Source organism: Paraburkholderia sp. RL17-368-BIF-A (genome assembly GCF_046054045.1).
GTDB lineage: Bacteria > Pseudomonadota > Gammaproteobacteria > Burkholderiales > Burkholderiaceae > Paraburkholderia > Paraburkholderia graminis.
On record NZ_JARESN010000020.1, the window covers coordinates 42399 to 60725 of the forward strand.

General features: G+C 62.4%; 17 protein-coding genes. 13 read left to right on the forward strand and 4 right to left on the reverse strand.

Annotated features, from left to right (window positions below):
* Nucleotides 1-209: 209 nt before the first annotated feature.
* From rplU to proB, 4 genes are all read left to right on the forward strand, one after another.
* Nucleotides 210-521 carry a 50S ribosomal protein L21 gene (rplU, locus tag P0D87_RS26895; RefSeq protein WP_006051835.1) on the forward strand — a complete coding sequence of 104 codons (312 nt, stop codon included), beginning with the start codon at nucleotides 210-212 and terminating at the stop codon, nucleotides 519-521.
* A 25-nt stretch (nucleotides 522-546) separates the two neighbouring features.
* Nucleotides 547-810 carry a 50S ribosomal protein L27 gene (gene rpmA, locus P0D87_RS26900; RefSeq protein WP_006051836.1) on the forward strand — a complete coding sequence of 88 codons (264 nt, stop codon included), beginning with the start codon at nucleotides 547-549 and terminating at the stop codon, nucleotides 808-810.
* A gap of 228 nt (nucleotides 811-1038) precedes the next feature.
* A complete protein-coding gene (gene cgtA / locus P0D87_RS26905; protein WP_006051837.1) occupies nucleotides 1039-2160 on the forward strand; it encodes an Obg family GTPase CgtA in 1122 nt (373 codons plus the stop codon).
* A 65-nt stretch (nucleotides 2161-2225) separates the two neighbouring features.
* Nucleotides 2226-3344: a glutamate 5-kinase gene (gene proB / locus P0D87_RS26910; protein WP_006051838.1), complete on the forward strand. Its 1119-nt coding sequence runs from the start codon at nucleotides 2226-2228 to the stop codon at nucleotides 3342-3344.
* 119 nt (nucleotides 3345-3463) lie between these two features.
* Here proB and P0D87_RS26915 read toward each other — a convergent pair whose 3' ends face one another.
* A complete protein-coding gene (locus tag P0D87_RS26915; protein ID WP_053858761.1) occupies nucleotides 3464-4021 on the reverse strand; it encodes a CNP1-like family protein in 558 nt (185 codons plus the stop codon).
* 83 nt (nucleotides 4022-4104) lie between these two features.
* Nucleotides 4105-4845, reverse strand: coding sequence for an RNA pyrophosphohydrolase (locus P0D87_RS26920; RefSeq protein WP_053858760.1), 741 nt, complete (start codon nucleotides 4843-4845; stop codon nucleotides 4105-4107).
* Nucleotides 4846-5142: 297 nt separating this feature from the next.
* On the opposite strand from P0D87_RS26920, the gene P0D87_RS26925 reads away from it, so the two are divergent.
* On the forward strand, nucleotides 5143-6879 hold the full coding sequence (locus tag P0D87_RS26925) for a proline--tRNA ligase (protein ID WP_053858759.1): 1737 nt from the start codon (nucleotides 5143-5145) through the stop codon (nucleotides 6877-6879).
* Nucleotides 6880-6891: 12 nt separating this feature from the next.
* Nucleotides 6892-7491, forward strand: coding sequence for a MarC family protein (locus tag P0D87_RS26930; protein WP_006051842.1), 600 nt, complete (start codon nucleotides 6892-6894; stop codon nucleotides 7489-7491).
* Nucleotides 7492-7577: 86 nt separating this feature from the next.
* Here the strand turns inward: P0D87_RS26930 and P0D87_RS26935 are convergent, their stop codons facing one another.
* The gene (locus P0D87_RS26935) at nucleotides 7578-8129 is read right to left on the reverse strand and encodes a hypoxanthine-guanine phosphoribosyltransferase (RefSeq protein ID WP_006051843.1); all 552 of its coding nucleotides are present in this window, start codon (nucleotides 8127-8129) and stop codon (nucleotides 7578-7580) included.
* A 132-nt stretch (nucleotides 8130-8261) separates the two neighbouring features.
* A complete protein-coding gene (gene ffh, locus P0D87_RS26940; RefSeq protein ID WP_053858757.1) occupies nucleotides 8262-9629 on the reverse strand; it encodes a signal recognition particle protein in 1368 nt (455 codons plus the stop codon).
* Nucleotides 9630-9709: 80 nt separating this feature from the next.
* On the opposite strand from ffh, the gene P0D87_RS26945 reads away from it, so the two are divergent.
* From P0D87_RS26945 to P0D87_RS26975, 7 genes are all read left to right on the forward strand, one after another.
* Nucleotides 9710-10657, forward strand: coding sequence for a cytochrome C assembly family protein (locus P0D87_RS26945; protein ID WP_029971499.1), 948 nt, complete (start codon nucleotides 9710-9712; stop codon nucleotides 10655-10657).
* Nucleotides 10658-10666: 9 nt separating this feature from the next.
* The gene (locus P0D87_RS26950; protein ID WP_053858756.1) at nucleotides 10667-10975 is read left to right on the forward strand and encodes a PP0621 family protein; all 309 of its coding nucleotides are present in this window, start codon (nucleotides 10667-10669) and stop codon (nucleotides 10973-10975) included.
* Nucleotides 10972-11568, forward strand: coding sequence for a 1,6-anhydro-N-acetylmuramyl-L-alanine amidase AmpD (gene ampD, locus P0D87_RS26955; protein ID WP_006051847.1), 597 nt, complete (start codon nucleotides 10972-10974; stop codon nucleotides 11566-11568). The genes P0D87_RS26950 and ampD overlap by 4 nt, the downstream gene beginning before the upstream one ends.
* Nucleotides 11569-12138: 570 nt before the next feature.
* Complete coding sequence (locus P0D87_RS26960; RefSeq protein ID WP_053858755.1) at nucleotides 12139-15153, forward strand: ribonucleoside-diphosphate reductase subunit alpha; 3015 nt, start codon at nucleotides 12139-12141, stop codon at nucleotides 15151-15153.
* A gap of 691 nt (nucleotides 15154-15844) precedes the next feature.
* Nucleotides 15845-17077: a ribonucleotide-diphosphate reductase subunit beta gene (locus P0D87_RS26965; protein ID WP_081653099.1), complete on the forward strand. Its 1233-nt coding sequence runs from the start codon at nucleotides 15845-15847 to the stop codon at nucleotides 17075-17077.
* A gap of 84 nt (nucleotides 17078-17161) precedes the next feature.
* Nucleotides 17162-17488: a hypothetical protein gene (locus tag P0D87_RS26970; protein WP_006051851.1), complete on the forward strand. Its 327-nt coding sequence runs from the start codon at nucleotides 17162-17164 to the stop codon at nucleotides 17486-17488.
* A gap of 30 nt (nucleotides 17489-17518) precedes the next feature.
* The gene (locus P0D87_RS26975; RefSeq protein ID WP_006051852.1) at nucleotides 17519-18166 is read left to right on the forward strand and encodes a histone H1-like DNA-binding protein; all 648 of its coding nucleotides are present in this window, start codon (nucleotides 17519-17521) and stop codon (nucleotides 18164-18166) included.
* The last annotated feature ends 161 nt before the right edge of the window (nucleotides 18167-18327 follow it).

An 18327-nucleotide genomic window follows, 5' to 3' on the forward strand; every position in this document is an offset into this window, starting at 1 on the left:
CGCGGTGGTTCCGGGTCGCGGACTGCCGTGCGCCGCGCCTTACGGCAGCGCACAGAGCAGCGTGGAGCGGCGCCCGGCGGCGGGCCGCGCGTCACCCGGACGGCAGGCGGCGGCTCTCAATGAGTTTTGACCGAGCAGCTAACTCTATGTATAATCACGGGTTTCCGCGCGCGGTGCGTGGAAAAAATGAACACAGAGTGAGGTTCTCAATGTACGCGGTCATAAAAACCGGTGGCAAGCAGTATAAAGTTGCCGTCGGCGAAAAACTTAAAGTAGAACAGATACCGGCAGACATTGACGCTGAAATCACGCTCGACCAGGTTCTCGCAGTGGGCGAAGGCGAATCGATTAAGTTCGGTGCGCCGCTGGTCAGTGGGGCTTCCGTCAAGGCTACCGTCGTGTCGCAAGGTCGTCACAAGAAAGTGACCATCTTCAAGATGCGTCGCCGGAAGCACTACCAGAAGCATGGCGGCCACCGCCAGAACTATACCGAACTGCGCATCGACGCGATCAACGCGTAAGCGCACCGGTTAAGGAGCAAATCAAATGGCACACAAAAAGGCAGGCGGATCGTCCCGGAACGGCCGCGACTCCGAGTCGAAGCGACTTGGCGTGAAAGTGTACGGCGGTCAGGCTATCAACGCTGGCGGCATCATCGTTCGTCAACGTGGCACGCGCATGCACGCTGGCGAGAACGTCGGTATCGGCAAGGATCACACCTTGTTCGCGCTGACGGACGGCCACGTCAAGTTTTCGACGAAAGGCGCCGCGAAGAAGCATATGGTCAACGTGATCCCGGCAGCAGTCTGAGCTTGCTCAGGCACGGGCTTCAGGACCGGAAAAAGGCCCCGCGAAGTTAGCGGGGCTTTTTTTATTGCGGTAGCGGCTGTTGCCGCCGCGAATTCTGACGTCGTCCTATGCCGTTCGGTCGATTGATCATCGCGCGGCGGGCGCGGCAAAATAGCTGTATCAGGCAGTATCCGGCAACAACACATCTGGCAGCACCATCTGGCTGTACACCACGGGACGGAGTTACGCATGAAGTTCATTGACGAAGCGAGGATTGAAGTCATCGCCGGCGACGGAGGGGATGGCAGCGCGTCGATGCGCCGCGAGAAGTTCGTTCCGTTCGGCGGCCCCGATGGCGGCGACGGCGGGCGGGGCGGCAGCGTGATTGCGGTAGCAGACCGCAACATCAACACGCTGATCGACTATCGCTACGCGAAAAAACATATGGCGCGCAACGGCGAAAACGGCCGTGGCGCGGACTGCTACGGCAAGGGCGGCGACGACATCACGCTGCGCATGCCGGTCGGCACCACGATTACCGACATGGAAACCGGCGAACTGATCGCCGATCTGACCGAGCACAATCAGAGCGTGAAGATTGCGGAGGGCGGTGCCGGCGGTTTGGGCAACCTGCACTTCAAGTCCAGCACGAACCGCGCGCCGCGCCAGAAAACGGACGGCAAGCCGGGCGAGCGCCGCATGGTGCGCCTCGAACTCAAAGTGCTGGCCGACGTCGGTCTGCTTGGCATGCCGAACGCGGGCAAGTCGACGTTCATTTCTTCGGTATCGAACGCGAAGCCGAAGATTGCCGACTATCCGTTCACCACGCTCGCGCCTAATCTCGGCGTGGTGCGCGTCGGGCCGAGCCGCAGCTTCGTGATCGCGGACATTCCGGGCCTGATCGAAGGCGCGGCTGAAGGCGCGGGGCTCGGTCACCAGTTCCTGCGGCACTTGCAGCGCACAGGTCTGCTGCTGCATATCGTCGACATCGCGCCGTTCGACGAATCCGTCGACCCGGTCGCGGAAGCCAGGGCGATCGTCAACGAACTGCGCAAGTACGACGAGCAGCTGTATCAGAAGCCGCGCTGGCTGGTGCTCAACAAGCTCGACATGGTGCCCGAGGATGAGCGCGAAGCGCGCGTGTCGGCGTTCCTCGAAGGCTTCGGCTGGGACGGTCCGGTGTTCGAAATCTCGGCGCTGACCGGTCAGGGTTGCGAGAGCCTTTGCTACGCGGTGTTCGACTACATCGCCGCGCATTCGGAAGCTCAGCGCGCGGCTGAGGCCGAAGATCTCGCCGCCGACGTGCGCTTTCGCGACAAGCCCGAAGCGCCGGCCGCCGCCAGCGAATCCAGCGCCGATCCGCAGGAATAAACAACGGGAGCGCCGGCCTTTCGGGGCCGGTGCGTGTCAGGCGTCATCTTGGGAGACCACGCACAATGCGTTCCGTCATCGCAGATTCACGGCGATTGGTAGTGAAAGTCGGCTCGAGCCTCGTCACGAACGACGGCCGAGGCCTCGATCATGCTGCGATCGGCCGCTGGGCTGCGCAGATCGCCGCGTTGCGCGCTCAAGGTAAGGAAGTCGTGCTGGTGAGCTCCGGCGCGATCGCGGAAGGCATGCAGCGGCTCGGCTGGACCAAGCGGCCGCGCGAAATCGACGAATTGCAAGCGGCCGCCGCCGTCGGTCAAATGGGCCTTGCCCAGGTCTACGAAAGCCGCTTCGCCGAGCATTCCATTCAGACCGCGCAAATCCTGCTGACGCATGCCGACCTCGCGGACCGCGAGCGCTATCTGAACGCGCGCTCCACGCTGCTGACGCTCTTGCGGCTCGGCGTGGTGCCGATAATCAACGAGAACGACACGGTCGTCACCGACGAAATCAAGTTCGGCGACAACGACACGCTCGGCGCGCTCGTCGCGAACCTGATCGAGGGCGACGCACTCATCATCCTCACCGATCAGCAAGGGCTTTTCACCGCCGATCCGCGGAAAGATCCGAACGCGACGCTGGTTCAGCAGGCGGATGCCGGCGCGCCCGACCTGGAGGCGATGGCCGGCGGCGCGGGCTCGAGCCTCGGCCGCGGCGGCATGCTGACCAAGATTCTCGCCGCCAAGCGCGCCGCGCACAGCGGGGCGAATACGGTGATAGCCAGCGGCCGCGAAGCCGACGTGCTGTCGCGGCTCGCCTCGGGTGAAGCGATCGGCACGCAACTGATCGCACGCACCGCGCGCATGGCAGCACGCAAGCAGTGGATGGCCGATCACTTGCAGGTGCGCGGCCACGTCGTGATCGACGACGGCGCCGTCGAGAAGGTGACCGCGGGCGGCAAGAGCCTGCTGCCCATCGGCATTGTCGGCGTGCAGGGTGCGTTTGCGCGGGGCGAGGTGATCGCTTGCCTGAACGCAGCGGGCCGGGAGGTGGCGCGCGGCCTCACCAATTACAGCAGTGCCGAAACCAAGCTGATCCAGCGGCGTCCGAGCGGCGAGATCGAGTCGGTGCTCGGCTACATGCTCGAGCCCGAATTGATTCATCGGGACAACCTGGTGCTGGTTTGAGCGGGTAATCAATCAGCGGTCAGTGGCCAGCGGCCGGCAAAGAGACATCAGGCGGCAATTAAAAAAGCCGTTCCAGTCACCACTGGAACGGCTTTTTTGCCTAATGCATCGTCAACGGTTCAATGAATCAAAGACGTCGCCGTGCGCTTATAGCGGATGTTCTCGATAATCGACTTGGCGCTGCCTGTCGGCAGCTTGTTTGCGCACAGATAATCCTGATACAGCGCCGCGTGATAAGCGTTCAGCGCGCCGTTCTCGATGCGCGTGAAGTCGTTGGCAACGGTTCTGTCCCAGCCGTCGTGATCGGCATTCAGACCGGCATACAGACGCCATTCATAGGTGTCGCAGCGAATGCCCTCGTAGTTCACATTGCGCGCGCCGCTCGGGCTCGTGACCACGACCGTGTAGCGCACCACGCCGTCCGAACCCACCGTGAGCGACGTCGGATCTATCGCGAAATGCAGCGGCGTATTGCCCGACACTTCGAACGGAAGCAGGCCCGAATCCTGCGGCAGCGGCGGCAACGTCTCGACCTTGTTTTCGACCCAATTGGTAGGCCGGTCGAGCAGATAGGTAAACGCGCTGTCATCCTTATTGGTGGGTTTGCCGGCACTCGAACAGCCAGCCAGAAGGGCGCCGGTGGCGACGCACGCCACGACGAGAGCGAGAGCTTTCAATATGGTTTTCCTCAAAAAACGGGCGCGGCTCCCGGGTCCGGGGGCCGCGCCCGCATAGCGGCACGGAAAGCCGCGCAGAACGATCAACTACGCACGCCTTGGCGAAGCAACGAAACGGCAGCCTCGCGAGCTGCGTCTTCTTCAAGCTCCGACGCGGCGCTGGCCTCGTCCGTTGACGCGGCATTTTCACCGCAGTCGGACACGCTTGTTGTGCGAACCGAAGTTTCGATTCTGACGGACGTGACCGTTGTCACCGTCATTACCGTGGAATCCGGCGGACTTTCCATTGACGACGCTATCCGTGGATAGCGCGGCCCATGATGAGCGCCGGGTTTTTCCGCACGCGGCACAGTCCGGCGCATGAAACGGGACAGCTCCGTCAGCGCCAACTGATACACATCCCGCTTGAACTCGATCACACAGTCGAGCGGCACCCAATATTCGTTCCAACGCCAGGCATCGAACTCCGGGTGGTCGGTGGCGCGCAAGCAGATGTCGCAATCGCGCCCCACCATTCGGAGCAAAAACCAGATTTGTTTCTGGCCGCGGTAATGACCGCGTACCTCACGCTTGATGAACTTGTCAGGCACCTCGTAACGCAACCAGTCGCGCGTGCGACCAATCACCTTGACGTGCTCAGGAAGCAGCCCGGTTTCTTCGTGTAACTCCCGATACATCGCTTGCACGGGGGTCTCTCCGTACTTGATGCCCCCTTGCGGAAACTGCCAGGAATGTTCACGGAGCCGTTTGCCCCAAAACACCTCGTTGTGCGCGTTCAAGAGGATGATGCCGACGTTCGGGCGAAAGCCTTCACGATCCAGCATACAACCACCTTCGAATCCTTTAAAATTGCTTTGATTATAAACAGATAACGGCCCTGACGCACCGATTCGCACCAGAATGGAACGATTCGCCGCAAAAGGCCTGCATTTGCGGTAGCCTGTCAAGCTTCCCGCGCGTCATCCCTTGTGCAGAAGGCTTTGCGCGGCGGCGTCGTCGGCGCTTTGGCGTCGGTGCGGCGCAGTGCAGCACACCGCGGGTTCTGGCGCCGCAGCCGTGTCGATTTCCCGTTTCACCCTTTCGGGCGGTCCCTCCGGAGCCGCCGCTTTTGGAAAATCTGAATGAAAGCTTCCCGTTTCTTTATCGGCACCCTGAAAGAAGCTCCGGCAGACGCCGAGATCGTCAGCCACAAGCTCATGGTGCGCGCCGGCATGATCCGCCGCGTCGCCGGCGGCATCTATAACTACCTGCCGATCGGCCTGCGCTCGATCCGCAAGGTGGAAGCCATCGTGCGCGAGGAAATGAACCGGGCGGGCGCTATCGAATTGCTGATGCCGGCCGTGCAGCCGGCCGAGTTGTGGCAGGAGTCGGGCCGCTGGGAAAAATACGGCCCCGAATTGCTCCGTTTCAAGGACCGCAAGCAGTCCGACTTCGTGATCGGACCGACGCACGAAGAAGTGGTGACGGACATCGCGCGTGGCCAGATCAAGAGCTACCGTCAGTTGCCGGTCAACTTCTACCAGATCCAGACCAAGTTCCGCGACGAAATCCGTCCGCGTTTCGGCGTGATGCGCGGCCGCGAGTTCATCATGAAAGACGCGTACTCGTTCGACAAGGACGCGGCGGGTCTGCGCGAGTCGTATCGCAAGATGTACGACGCGTACGTGCGCATTTTCACGCGCCTCGGTCTCGACTTCCGCGCGGTCGCGGCGGACAACGGTTCGATCGGCGGCAGCGGCTCGCATGAGTTTCACGTGATCGCCGAAACGGGCGAAGACGCAATCGCCTATTGCCCGACCTCCGACTTCGCTGCGAACGTCGAAGCGGCCGAAGCATTGCCGCTTTACGCACAACGCGCCGCTCCCACCGAGGAGCTGAAGAAGACGCCCACGCCGGGCAAGGCAAAGTGCGAGGCCGTCGCCGAGTACCTGAACATTCCGCTCGAACGCACCATCAAGTCGATCGTGCTCGCGACCGAAAACGAAGGCGCCGAGCCGACCATCTGGCTGCTGATGCTGCGCGGCGATCACGATCTGAACGAGATCAAGGCAAACAACTTGCCGGGCCTCACCGACTTCCGCATGGCGACTGAGGCTGAGATTATCGAGACCTTCGGCACGCCGCCGGGCTATCTCGGCCCGCTCAACACGAAGAAGCCGGTGAAGGTCGTGGCGGACCGCACGGTCGCGAACATGAGCGACTTCGTGGTCGGCTCGAACGAGGTGGACTTCCACACCACCGGCGTCAACTGGGGCCGCGATTTGCCGGAGCCCGTCGTCGCGGATATTCGCGACGTCAAGAAGGGCGATCCGTCGCCGGACGGCAAGGGCGTGCTCGACATTTGCCGCGGCATCGAAGTCGGTCATGTGTTCCAGCTCGGCACCAAATATTCCGAAGCGATGAACGCGACCTGCCTCGACGAAAACGGCAAGCCGCAGCCGATGGAAATGGGCTGCTACGGCGTCGGCATCACGCGTATTCTGGGCGCCGCGATCGAACAGAATTTCGACGACAAGGGCATCATCTGGCCGGAATCGATCGCGCCGTTCGAAGTCGTGCTGTGCCCGATGGGCTATGACCGCAGCGAAGCCGTGCGCGAGCAGGCCGACAAGCTGTACGCGGAACTGGTGGAAGCGGGCATCGACGTGATTCTGGACGACCGCGGCGAACGCCCCGGCGTGATGTTCGCCGACTGGGAGCTGATCGGCGTGCCGCATCGCCTCGTGATCGGCGACCGCGGCCTGAAGGAAGGCAAGCTCGAATATCAGGGCCGCCGCGACGCCGAGGCGACCTTGCTGCCGGTCGACGAAGCCGCGCAAACGGTGATCGCGAAGGTGCGCGCGGCGCTCGCGCGCTAAGCGGAGCGGACGGTGGAGTACACCTTCCTGTCCGCGACCGTTCTGCTGATTCTCATCACCGATCCGCTCGGCAACATTCCGCTCTTCATCAGTTGTCTGCGCGGTGTGTCGCCGAAGCGGCGCACCGCCGTGATTCTGCGTGAGGTCGCGATTGCGTTTGCGATCCTGCTGCTGTTCATGGTGCTGGGCGACGCGTTCTTACGGATGATGAGTCTCACGGACCAGTCGTTGCGAATCGGCGGCGGCATCGTGCTGTTTCTGATTGCGTTGCGCATGGTGTTCCCGCATCCGGACGGCCCGTTCGGCGGCGACGCGCGCGGCGGCGAGCCGTTGATCGTGCCGCTCGCCATTCCGGCGCTGGCCGGACCGTCGGCGCTCGCAACGGTGATGCTGTTGACGTCGCAGGCGCCCGGCAAGATGTTCGAATGGATCGGCGCGCTGACCGTCACCATGATCGTTTGCGCTGTGGTGTTGATGCTGGCCGAGCGGATTCAGGCATGGCTCGGCGAGCGCACCATGATGGCATTCGAGCGTCTGATGGGACTCGTGCTGGTGGCGATTTCCGTCGAGATGATGCTCGGCGGTATCCGCGCCTTCGTGCATCAACTGTGAAGCCGGCGGCGCGCCTTATCGCCACCCAATGAAAAAGCGGCCCAGGTAGGCCGCTTTTTCGTTCCAGCGCAAGACAGATGAAAAACTCACGCGCCTTCGGTCAGCGCGCGAATGGTCGGCAGGTTGCGCCAGTAGCCTTTCGCGTCCATGCCGCAGCCGAACACATAGCGGTCCGGCACTTCGAAGCCGCAGTAGTCCGGGCGTAGCGGCTTGGCCTTCGGAATGATCTTCTCGCACAGCACCGCGCTCAGGAAGCGCTTCGCGCCCATCGCGAGGATACGGTCGCGAATCGCGGCCATCGTCTCGCCTTCGTCGAGAATGTCGTCGAGCACCAGCACCACGCGATCCTTCACCGACTCGGCCGGCGCCACGCGCCACTGCATCTCGTTGCCGCCTTTGGTGGTGTTGCGATAGCGGGTCAGGTGGATGTAGTCGAACTCGAGCGGAAAGTCGAGGTGCGGCAACAGCATGCCGGTGAACACCGCGGCGCCGCCCATCACCGAAAGCACGAGCGGGAAGTCCTCGCTTATTTCGGCGCGGATGGCGGCAGCCATGCCGCTGATCGACGCGTTCACGTCGTCGGCCGAAACGATTTCTTCGGAGTGGCTAAAAATGTGGAGAGCTTCTTCGCGGTTCATGACGTCTGACGGGCGGTGACTGTATACATAGTGTGAGCGGGAATGCTCTCAACCAATTCCTTTTCCGAGGCGGCGGCTATCGGCGGGCGCAGTGCAACCCGCACGACGCGCGTGCCGCCGTCTTGCTAAAGCTTAGCGCATGCCGGGCAACATGCCCTTCATGCCGCGCATCATCTTTTGCATGTTGCCGCCCTTCAGCTTTTTCATCATCGTGCGCATCTGGTCGTACTGGTTCAGCATGCGGTTGACTTCCTGCACCTGCACGCCCGCGCCCGCGGCGATGCGGCGCTTGCGCGTGGCCTTGATGAGATCCGGCTTGGCGCGCTCGAGCGGCGTCATCGAGTTGATGATGCCTTCCATGCGGCGCATCTGCTTTTCAGCCTGGCTCATGTCGGCGCCGGCGGCGGCCTGCTGGAATTGCGCGGGCAGCTTGTCCATCAGCGACGACAGCCCGCCCATGCCCTTCATTTGCGTGAGCTGCGCGCGGAAATCGTTCAGGTCGAAGTCGCCGCCTTTCTTGACTTTGTCGGCGAGTTTTTGCGCGGCCTGAACGTCGACGCCCTTCTGCGCTTCTTCGACGAGCGCGAGAATGTCGCCCATGCCGAGAATCCGGTTCGCCATGCGATCCGGATAAAACACTTCGAGGCCGTCGAGCTTTTCCGCGACGCCGACGAACTTGATCGGCTTGCCCGTGACGTGACGCACGGAGAGTGCCGCGCCACCGCGCGAGTCGCCGTCGAGCTTGGTCAGCACGACGCCGGTGAGCGGCAGCGCGTCGCTAAACGCTTTCGCCGTGTTGACGGCGTCCTGGCCGAGCATCGCATCGACGACGAACAGCGTTTCCGCCGGCTTCAGCGTGGTATGCAGCGCGGTGATTTCCTGCATCATCGCTTCGTCGATACCGAGACGGCCGGCCGTGTCGACGATCAGCACGTCGTGATAGTGACGCTTGGCCCAATCCACCGCCGCACGCGCGATGCCCACCGGCTTCTGATCCGGTTCCGACGGGAAGAAATCCGCGCCGACCTGCTCGGTCACCGTCTTCAACTGCGCGATAGCAGCAGGGCGATAGACGTCGCACGAAACGGTCAGCACCTTCTTCTTGTACTTTTCGCGCAGCAGCTTGGCGAGCTTGCCGACCGTGGTCGTCTTACCCGCGCCCTGCAAACCCGCCATCAGGATGACGGCCGGCGGCGTGACGGCCAGGTTCAGCTCCGATGCCTTGCCTTCGTAATCGCCGCCGATCACCGCGGTCAACTCGCGCTGCACGACGCCGACGAGCGCCTGACCCGGCGACAGACTGCTGATGACTTCCTCGCCGAGCGCCTTCTCTTTCACCTTCGCGATGAACTCGCGCACGACGGGCAGCGCCACGTCCGCCTCGAGCAGCGCAAGGCGCACTTCGCGCAGCATTTCCTGGGTGTTCGCCTCGGTGAGCCGGGCTTCGCCGCGCAGCGTCTTGACGACGCGCGCCATCCGTTGAGTCAGATTGTCGAGCATGGGGAGCGATGAACAGTGCGGCCCGGGCGGGCGCGAAGCGGAAGACGTCGCGGGGCGGGGGCCTAGTGTAAACTTCGAATATGGATATTGTACTGTATGCCCTCACCGCGCTCCTGTACGGCGGACTCGCCGTAGCGGGCTGGCGCTCGCACCGGCACGCCGGATCGCGCTCCATGCTGGAGAGCGTCGCGCCCATGCCGGCCGGCGCGGCAACCACGGCCGACGCGCGTTCCGGGTTCGCCGGGGCCGCGGCGTCGGGCATGAGCTCATCGGGCCGCGCGCTGCTGTTCGTCGCGCTGCTCGCGCACGGCGTGCTGCTGCACACCACGATCTTCCCGCAGAACGCGATGGTGTTCGGCTTCGCCTTCGCGCTCTCCGCGATGTTCTGGCTCGGCGCCGGCATCTATTGGATAGAAAGCTTTTTCTTTCCGCTCGACGGGCTGCGTCTGCTGGTCTTGCCGCTCGCCTGCGTCGCGTCGCTGTTGCCGCTCGCGTTCAACGGCGTGCGTGTGCTGCCGTATTCGGCCGCGCCCATGTTCAAGCTGCACTTCCTGATCGCCAACATCGCGTATGGCCTGTTCGCGATCGCGGCGCTGCACGCCGTCCTGATGCTGCTCGTCGAGCGGCGTCTTCATGCGATGCGCGGCGGCGTCGCGCAGCGGCATGTGGCCGCAGCGGGCAACGGCTGGCTCTCCAGTTGGCTCGATACACTGCCGCCGTTGCTCACGCTCGAGAAGCTGCTGTTCCGTCTGATCGGCGCGGGCTTCGTGCTGCTCACGCTGACGCTGGTATCGGGCATTCTGTTTAGCGAGCAACTGGTCGACCGCGCGCTGCGGCTCGATCACAAGACCGTGTTCGCGATTCTTTCGTGGGTGATGTTCGGCGCGCTCCTGACGGCGCGCAAGGTGTCCGGCTGGCGCGGCCGTGCCGCATTGCGCTGGGTGCTGGCGTCGTTCGTCGCGTTGCTGCTGGCGTACGTCGGCAGCCGTTTTGTTTTCGAGGTGCTGTTGCACCGAGCTGTAGTGTGAGCGTGTCCCATGCGACAAATCTTTTTGCTGATCCTGTTGTTCATCGTCGGGCAGTGGCTTGTGAAGGCGCTGCGCCGTCACGATGCGCACACCGCGCAACGTACCGGCGCAGGCGGCGCGCGCGGCGCTGCCAATAACGGCAACGGCGCCGCGCGTCAGCCCGAGGCGCCGCAACTCGCGGAGCCGATGATCCGTTGTGTCGAGTGCGGCGTGCATGCGCCGAAGAGCGACTCGGTGGTCGCCGCGGGCCAGGTGTTCTGCAGCGCCGCGCACGCGCAGCGGCACGGCACGCGACCCACGGGCCGCGACGCCCGATGAGCGTCGAGTTCACCGTCGACGCAGACGGTTGGGCCGCGCAAGCACGCAAACTGCCGTCGCCGAACTTCGAGGCGCGGCCACAAGGCGCGGTGCCCACGCTGATCGTGGTGCACAACATCAGCTTGCCGCCCAATGAATTCGGCGGCACGGCTATCGCCGAACTCTTCCTCAATACACTCGATTGCGACGCTCACCCGTATTACGACGCGCATCTGCGCGGCGTGCGCGTGTCGGCGCATTTCGTGATTCATCGCGACGGCGCCCTCGAACAGTTCGTGTCGTGCAACGAGCGCGCGTGGCACGCGGGACCGTCGAATTTTTTCGGCCGCGAGCGTTGCAATGATTTCTCCATCGGCATCGAACTCGAAGGCAGTGACACAACTGCTTTCGAGGCGGCTCAATACCGCACGCTGAGCGCGCTCGTGAGAGCGCTCGCGGCACGTTATCCGATCGAAGCCCTCGCCGGACACTCCGACATTGCGCCCGGCCGCAAGACCGATCCGGGCCCCCACTTCGAATGGGCGCGCCTGCAACGCGACACCTCGCTCGCGGATCGGTATTTCCCCTATCTCAAGTTTTCCAAAACGCGGTAACGGCCGTTCGCGCGAGCTCGCGTGATGCGAGGAGAACGAGGCGCAGCCTCGCTCTCCGGGGAGCCGGCTTCGCGTCGCGCGAGCCAAAAGTCAATACGTTTCGGATAAATAAAACGATTTGATCTGTCTTGAAAGTCCACTATACTTGGTGCCACAAATTCAGTTACGCACTAGATGTTGTGTGTCCTGTGTATAACTGTGTGAATAACCAAGTGCATAACATAGTGCACAAGTCTGCGGCGCCCCGCTCTCCGAGCATGGCGCCGCAAGCATTCCAGGCAGCGAAAAAGAATTCCTGCAGGGCGGCCGGTGAAACGTAAGAGCGGGTAGAGCGCGGGGCAAGCGCGAACCAACCGGCGGCAACCATAAGCATCAGGAAAGGGGCTGAGAGTGATCGCGAGAACTACGACGAAGACCGTTACGAATTCGAATCAGGCTTCATCGCAGTCGCATTCCGTCAGCCGCCGAGGCCGGCCTCTTTCCTGCACCCCATCGCTCGCGCACGCGGCGCAGCGTTCGTTTTAATCCGCGGCACTCGCCGCAACATTTCCAGGACCAGGAGCTTTGCACATGCAAACCACCGACAACGCGACGACCCGGTATGAGGGATCACCGACTGGCCAGGCTTTCGGCCAGGCACAAGGCGCCCAGGCGCTCGCGCCGCAAGCGACGTACGCCGACTACAAGGTGATCCGCCGCAACGGCAGCGTGGTGTCGTTCGAGCCGTCGAAGATCGCCATCGCCGTGACGAAGGCATTCCTCGCTGTCAACGGTGGTCAGGGCGCGGCATCCGCACGCGTGCGCGAACTGGTCGAGCAACTCACGCAGAACGTGGTGCGCGCGCTGGTGCGCAGCCGTCCGAACGGCGGCACGTTCCATATCGAAGACATTCAGGATCAGGTCGAACTCGCGCTGATGCGCGGCGGCGAGCACAACGTCGCGCGTGCTTACGTGCTGTATCGCGAGAAGCGCACCCAGGCGCGCGGTCACGACGAACAGGTGGCCGGCAGCACGCCGGGCCTCACCGTTACCGACAACGGCGTGTCGCGTCCGCTCGACATGGCTGCGCTGCGCGGCATCATCGAGTCCGCTTGCGCGAACCTGGGCGACGCCGTGAGCGCCGAGCCGATCGTCGCTGAAACGGTCAAGAATCTGTACGACGGCGTGCCGATGAGCCAGGTCTACGACTCGGCGATCCTGGCCGCTCGCACGATGATCGAAAAAGATCCGGCTTACAGCCAGGTCACCGCGCGCATTCTGCTGCACACGATCCGCCGCGAGATTCTCGAAGAAGAAGTCACGCAAGCCGAAATGGGCGAGCGTTACGCCGAGTACTTCCCGCAGTTCATCAAGCGCGGCGTGCAAGCCGAGTTGCTCGACGACAAGCTGCTGCAGTTCGACCTGAAGCGTCTGGGCGCCGCGCTCGATAACAACCGCGACCTGCAGTTCGGCTACCTCGGTCTGCAAACGCTGTACGACCGCTACTTCCTGCATCACGACGGCGTGCGTATCGAAATGCCCCAGGCATTCTTTATGCGTGTCGCAATGGGCCTGTCGCTGAACGAGATCGACCGCGAAGCGCGCGCGATCGAGTTCTACAACGTGCTGTCGAGCTTCGACTTCATGTCGTCCACGCCGACGCTGTTCAACTCGGGCACGCGCCGCTCACAACTGTCGTCGTGCTATCTGACCACGGTCGACGACGACCTCGACGGCATCTACGAAGCGCTGAAGGAAAACGCGCTGCTCTCGAAGTTCGCCGGCGGTCTCGGCAACGACTGGACGCGTGTGCGTGCGCTTGGCTCGCACATCAAGGGCACCAATGGCAAGTCGCAAGGCGTCGTGCCGTTCCTGAAGGTCGTCAACGATACGGCCGTCGCCGTGAACCAGGGCGGCAAGCGCAAGGGCGCAGTGTGCGCGTACCTGGAAACGTGGCACCTCGACATCGAAGAATTCCTGGAGCTGCGCAAGAACACCGGCGACGACCGTCGCCGCACGCACGACATGAACACGGCGAACTGGATTCCCGACCTGTTCATGAAGCGCGTGATGGAAGGCGGCGACTGGACGCTGTTCTCGCCGTCCACCTGCCCGGATCTGCACGACAAGTTCGGCGCCGAGTTCGAAGCGGCTTACACGGCTTACGAAGACAAGGTCGCGCGCGGCGAGATCAAGCTCTTCAAGAAGGTTCCGGCGGCGCAACTGTGGCGCAAGATGCTCGGCATGCTGTTCGAAACCGGCCATCCGTGGATCACGTTCAAGGACCCGTGCAATGTGCGCTCGCCGCAACAGCACGTCGGCGTCGTCCACTCGTCGAACCTGTGCACCGAAATCACGCTGAACACGAGCGACGCTGAAATCGCCGTCTGCAACCTGGGCTCGGTGAACCTCGTCGCGCATCTGAAGGAACAGGCCGACGGCACGCTCGTGCTCGACCACGACAAGCTCAAGCGCACCGTCAGCGTCGCGATGCGCATGCTCGACAACGTGATCGACATCAACTACTACGCAGTCGCCAAGGCGCGTAACTCGAACCTGAAGCACCGTCCGGTCGGCATGGGCATCATGGGCTTCCAGGACTGCCTGCATTTGCTGCGCACGCCGTACGCGTCGGAAGAAGCGGTGAAGTTCGCCGACACGTCGATGGAAGCGGTCTGCTACTACGCTTACTACGCGTCGACGGAACTGGCGCAGGAGCGCGGCCGTTATTCGAGCTATCGCGGCTCGCTGTGGGATCGCGGCATTCTTCCGCAAGACTCGGTCAAGCTGCTGGCCGACGCGCGCGGCGGCTATGTCGAAGTCGATTCGAGCGAGTCGATGGACTGGACCGAACTGCGTCAGCGCATCGCCACCTACGGCATGCGCAACTCGAACTGCATCGCGATCGCGCCGACCGCGACCATCTCGAACATCATCGGCGTGTCGGCCTGCATCGAGCCGACGTTCCAGAACCTGTATGTGAAGTCGAACCTGTCGGGCGAATTCACGGTGGTCAACGACTACCTGGTGCGCGACCTGAAGGCACGCGGTCTGTGGGACGAAGTGATGGTCGCCGACCTGAAGTACTTCGACGGCACGCTCTCGCGCATCGACCGTATTCCGGCGGACCTCCGCGCGATCTACGCGACCGCGTTCGAAGTCGATCCGAAGTGGCTGGTCGAAGCGGCGTCGCGTCGTCAGAAGTGGATCGACCAGGCACAGTCGCTGAACATCTACATGGGCGGCGCATCGGGTAAGAAGCTCGACGAGATCTACAAGCTCGCATGGGTGCGCGGTCTGAAGACCACGTACTACCTGCGCACGATGGCGGCCACGCACGTCGAGAAGTCGACGGTCGCTCACGGCGCGTTGAACGCAGTGAGTTCGGGCGGCGGCGAAGGTGCGGGCGGTGCCGGTGGTGTCGGCGGCGGCGCGGCAGGTGGCTTCGGCGTGAGCGGCGGTGCGGGTGTCGGCGGTTTCCAGGCAGCGGCGGCGGCAGCGGCAGCGCCGGCAGTTGCAGTGGAAGCAGCGCCCGAAGCGGACGGTCCCGTGTGCATGATGCGTCCGGGCGATCCTGGCTTCGACGAGTGCGAGGCTTGCCAGTAAGCGGCAAGAGCGAGCAGTCGCAGTGAGTAGTCGCAGTAAGCAGGTTCGTTGTTTGCTGAAGCGTTCTAGGTAATGACCCGCATGCAGCGATCGACGAACCTGATAGAGATGAAGCAGAGATAAGCCGACGAGCGGCGCGGCAAGCAAGGTGGATGAAGTCGAACGCCGCACCGCTCATCGTCGGACCGTTGCAAAGTGAAGTAGAGAAGCAACGAGTCGGCATGTCACGAAGCGCGCAAGACGACACCGACTGCAAGACCCGCCGCTTCACCAACGCTTCAATCAACGCAGCGACGCAGCGATGAAATGATGCAGCGATGAAACGACGCAGCGAACAACGCAACCGGCCACATGCATCGCGCGACATCGCATTGAACTTCATCTCGCTAACGCGGACGAACCCGCAACGCGCATCGAAGTGCGCATCGAAGTGCAGTACACAGCAACCGCACTCCGCAATACAGATAGATAGAGCAGCGAAACGTCGCTCGGACACGTTGCTCTTCGAGCTCGCGAAGCACCTCGACGACACAGCTTGAAGTCGCATCACTCAAGGCAACGTTCACAGTCTGTTGAACAAAGTGTTGTATGAACGTAGCAACGCGAATCGAAAACAGGATTTTTCGCAAGCGGACTCTTTTATCGCTCGTGAAAAGATGGTACAAACCGTTCTAAATTGATGGTGACATTTATGCTCAACTGGGATGACGAGATCACTGCCGTAACTCCCTCGAGCGCTACGCAACAGAACGTGTTGCGCAACGCTGCGGGATCGGCTGTCGGTTCGCAAGTCGAAACGCGTTCCGCTCCTCATGCTCCCTCGGCTTCAGACATCTTCGCGAACGACATCGCTGTCGCTCCCGCTGCTAACGTTGCTCGTGCTGCTGGAACTGCTGCCGTTTCCGAAGCGCGGGTGAATGTCGCCGACAAGCGCATCATCAACGGCCAGACCGACGTCAATCAGTTGGTGCCGTTCAAATACAAGTGGGCCTGGGAAAAGTATCTGGCTGGTTGCGCCAACCACTGGATGCCGCAAGAAGTGAACATGTCGCGCGACATCGCCCTCTGGAAAGACCCGAACGGTCTGACCGAAGACGAGCGCCGCGTCGTCAAGCGCAACCTGGGCTTCTTCGTGACGGCCGATTCCCTCGCCGCCAACAATATCGTGCTGGGCACCTACCGCCATATCACGGCGCCCGAATGCCGCCAGTTCCTGCTGCGCCAGGCGTTCGAAGAGGCGATCCACACGCACGCATACCAGTACATCGTCGAATCGCTGGGTCTGGACGAAGGCGAGATCTTCAACGCGTATCACGAGGTTCCCTCGATCCGCGCGAAAGACGAGTTCCTGATTCCGTACATCAATGTGCTGACCGATCCGGGCTTCAAGACCGGCACGCTCGAGACAGACCAGACTCTGCTTCGCTCGCTGATCGTGTTCGCCTGTGTGATGGAAGGCCTCTTCTTCTACGTCGGCTTTACGCAAATCCTGGCGCTCGGCCGCCAGAACAAGATGACCGGCGCCGCGGAGCAGTATCAGTACATCCTGCGCGACGAGTCGATGCACTGCAACTTCGGCATCGACCTGATCAACCAGATCAAACTCGAAAACCCGCAACTCTGGACGGCTGAGTTCCGCGCGGAAATCCGCGAGATCTTCCAGCAAGCGGTCGAGCTCGAATATCGTTACGCAGAAGACACGATGCCGCGCGGGGTGCTCGGCCTCAATGCGTCGATGTTCAAGAGCTATCTGCGCTTCATCTGCAACCGCCGTTGCCAGCAGATCGGTCTCGATCCGCTGTACCCGAACGAGGAAAACCCGTTCCCGTGGATGAGCGAGATGATCGACCTGAAGAAGGAGCGCAACTTCTTCGAGACGCGTGTGATCGAATATCAGACTGGCGGCGCGCTGACTTGGGAGTGATCCGGGTTCGTACCGCGATGTATTCATCGATGGGGATGCCGTGGCTTCGGCTGCGGCGATTATGTTTAGGAGCTGAACCGCCTGATGCAAAGCGTGCCTCGTGCGCCGCGTGCCTTCGCGGCCCACAAACATGACCGGCACTTTGCGAACCCTTCAGTGGGATGGGCAAACTTCCCCCCGGAAAAAGCCGTCGGCGGTATCGCCGTCGGCTCGATCAAGCAATTGCCGGCGTTGATTTCCAACGCCGATGACATTTGGCGCGCGGTGCCTTGCGGCACGGCGCGCCTTACCGCATTCATTAGCGTAAGCGCGCGGCACCTGCGTACGCCGATGAATAGCCCGCTTCGTAGCGCGCGCCCTGAGAAGCGTCCGCGGGAAGCGGGTTTTGACGAAGGGTGTAGTTTGAACTGACTCTCATCTGAAAACCTGAAGGAGAAAATGATGGCAACTGCAAAGAAAGCCGCCGCTAAGAAGCCTGCAGCAAAGAAGGTCGCAGCAAAGAAGGCAGCTCCGGCGAAGAAGGCCGCACCGGCCAAGAAGGTAGCAGCGAAGAAGGCTGCTCCGGCTAAGAAGGTAGCGGCGAAGAAGGCAGCGCCGGCGAAGAAGGTAGCAGCGAAGAAGGCTGCGCCGGCCAAGAAGACCGCAGCGAAGAAAGCAGCACCGGCCAAGAAGGTAGCAGCGAAGAAGGCAGCGCCGGCGAAGAAGGCTGCAGCGAAGAAGGCTGCACCGGCGAAGAAGGCGACTGCGAAGAAGGCAGCGCCGGCCAAGAAGGCCGCTGCGAAGAAGGCCGCGCCTGCGAAGAAGGCTGCTGCGAAGAAAGCCGCGCCTGCCAAGAAGGCTGCTGCGAAGAAGGCTGCGCCTGCGAAGAAGGCTGCTGCTAAAAAGGCTGCGCCTGCCAAGAAGGCTGCTCCTGCGAAGAAGGCCGCTGCTGCTCCCGCGAAGAAGGCCGCGCCTGCGAAGAAGGCTGTTGCCAAGAAGGCTGCACCTGCACCCGCTGCGACTTCCGTTTCGAGCGCACCGGCAGCAACGGTGAAGACCGCGCTGAACCCGGCAGCAGCATGGCCGTTCCCGACGGGCAGCCGTCCGTAATCGGGCTGTTCAGCGGTAGCAGTACTTCGACGCATCGCATGATGTGTCGATGATCGAGTAGCGCTTCACACAGTCTCGCGAGCGCTACTCGGTCAGGATCCCGTTGCCGGTTTCGGCGACGGGATTTTTTTCGTCCGTACGAGTCGATACAAACGGAAGCA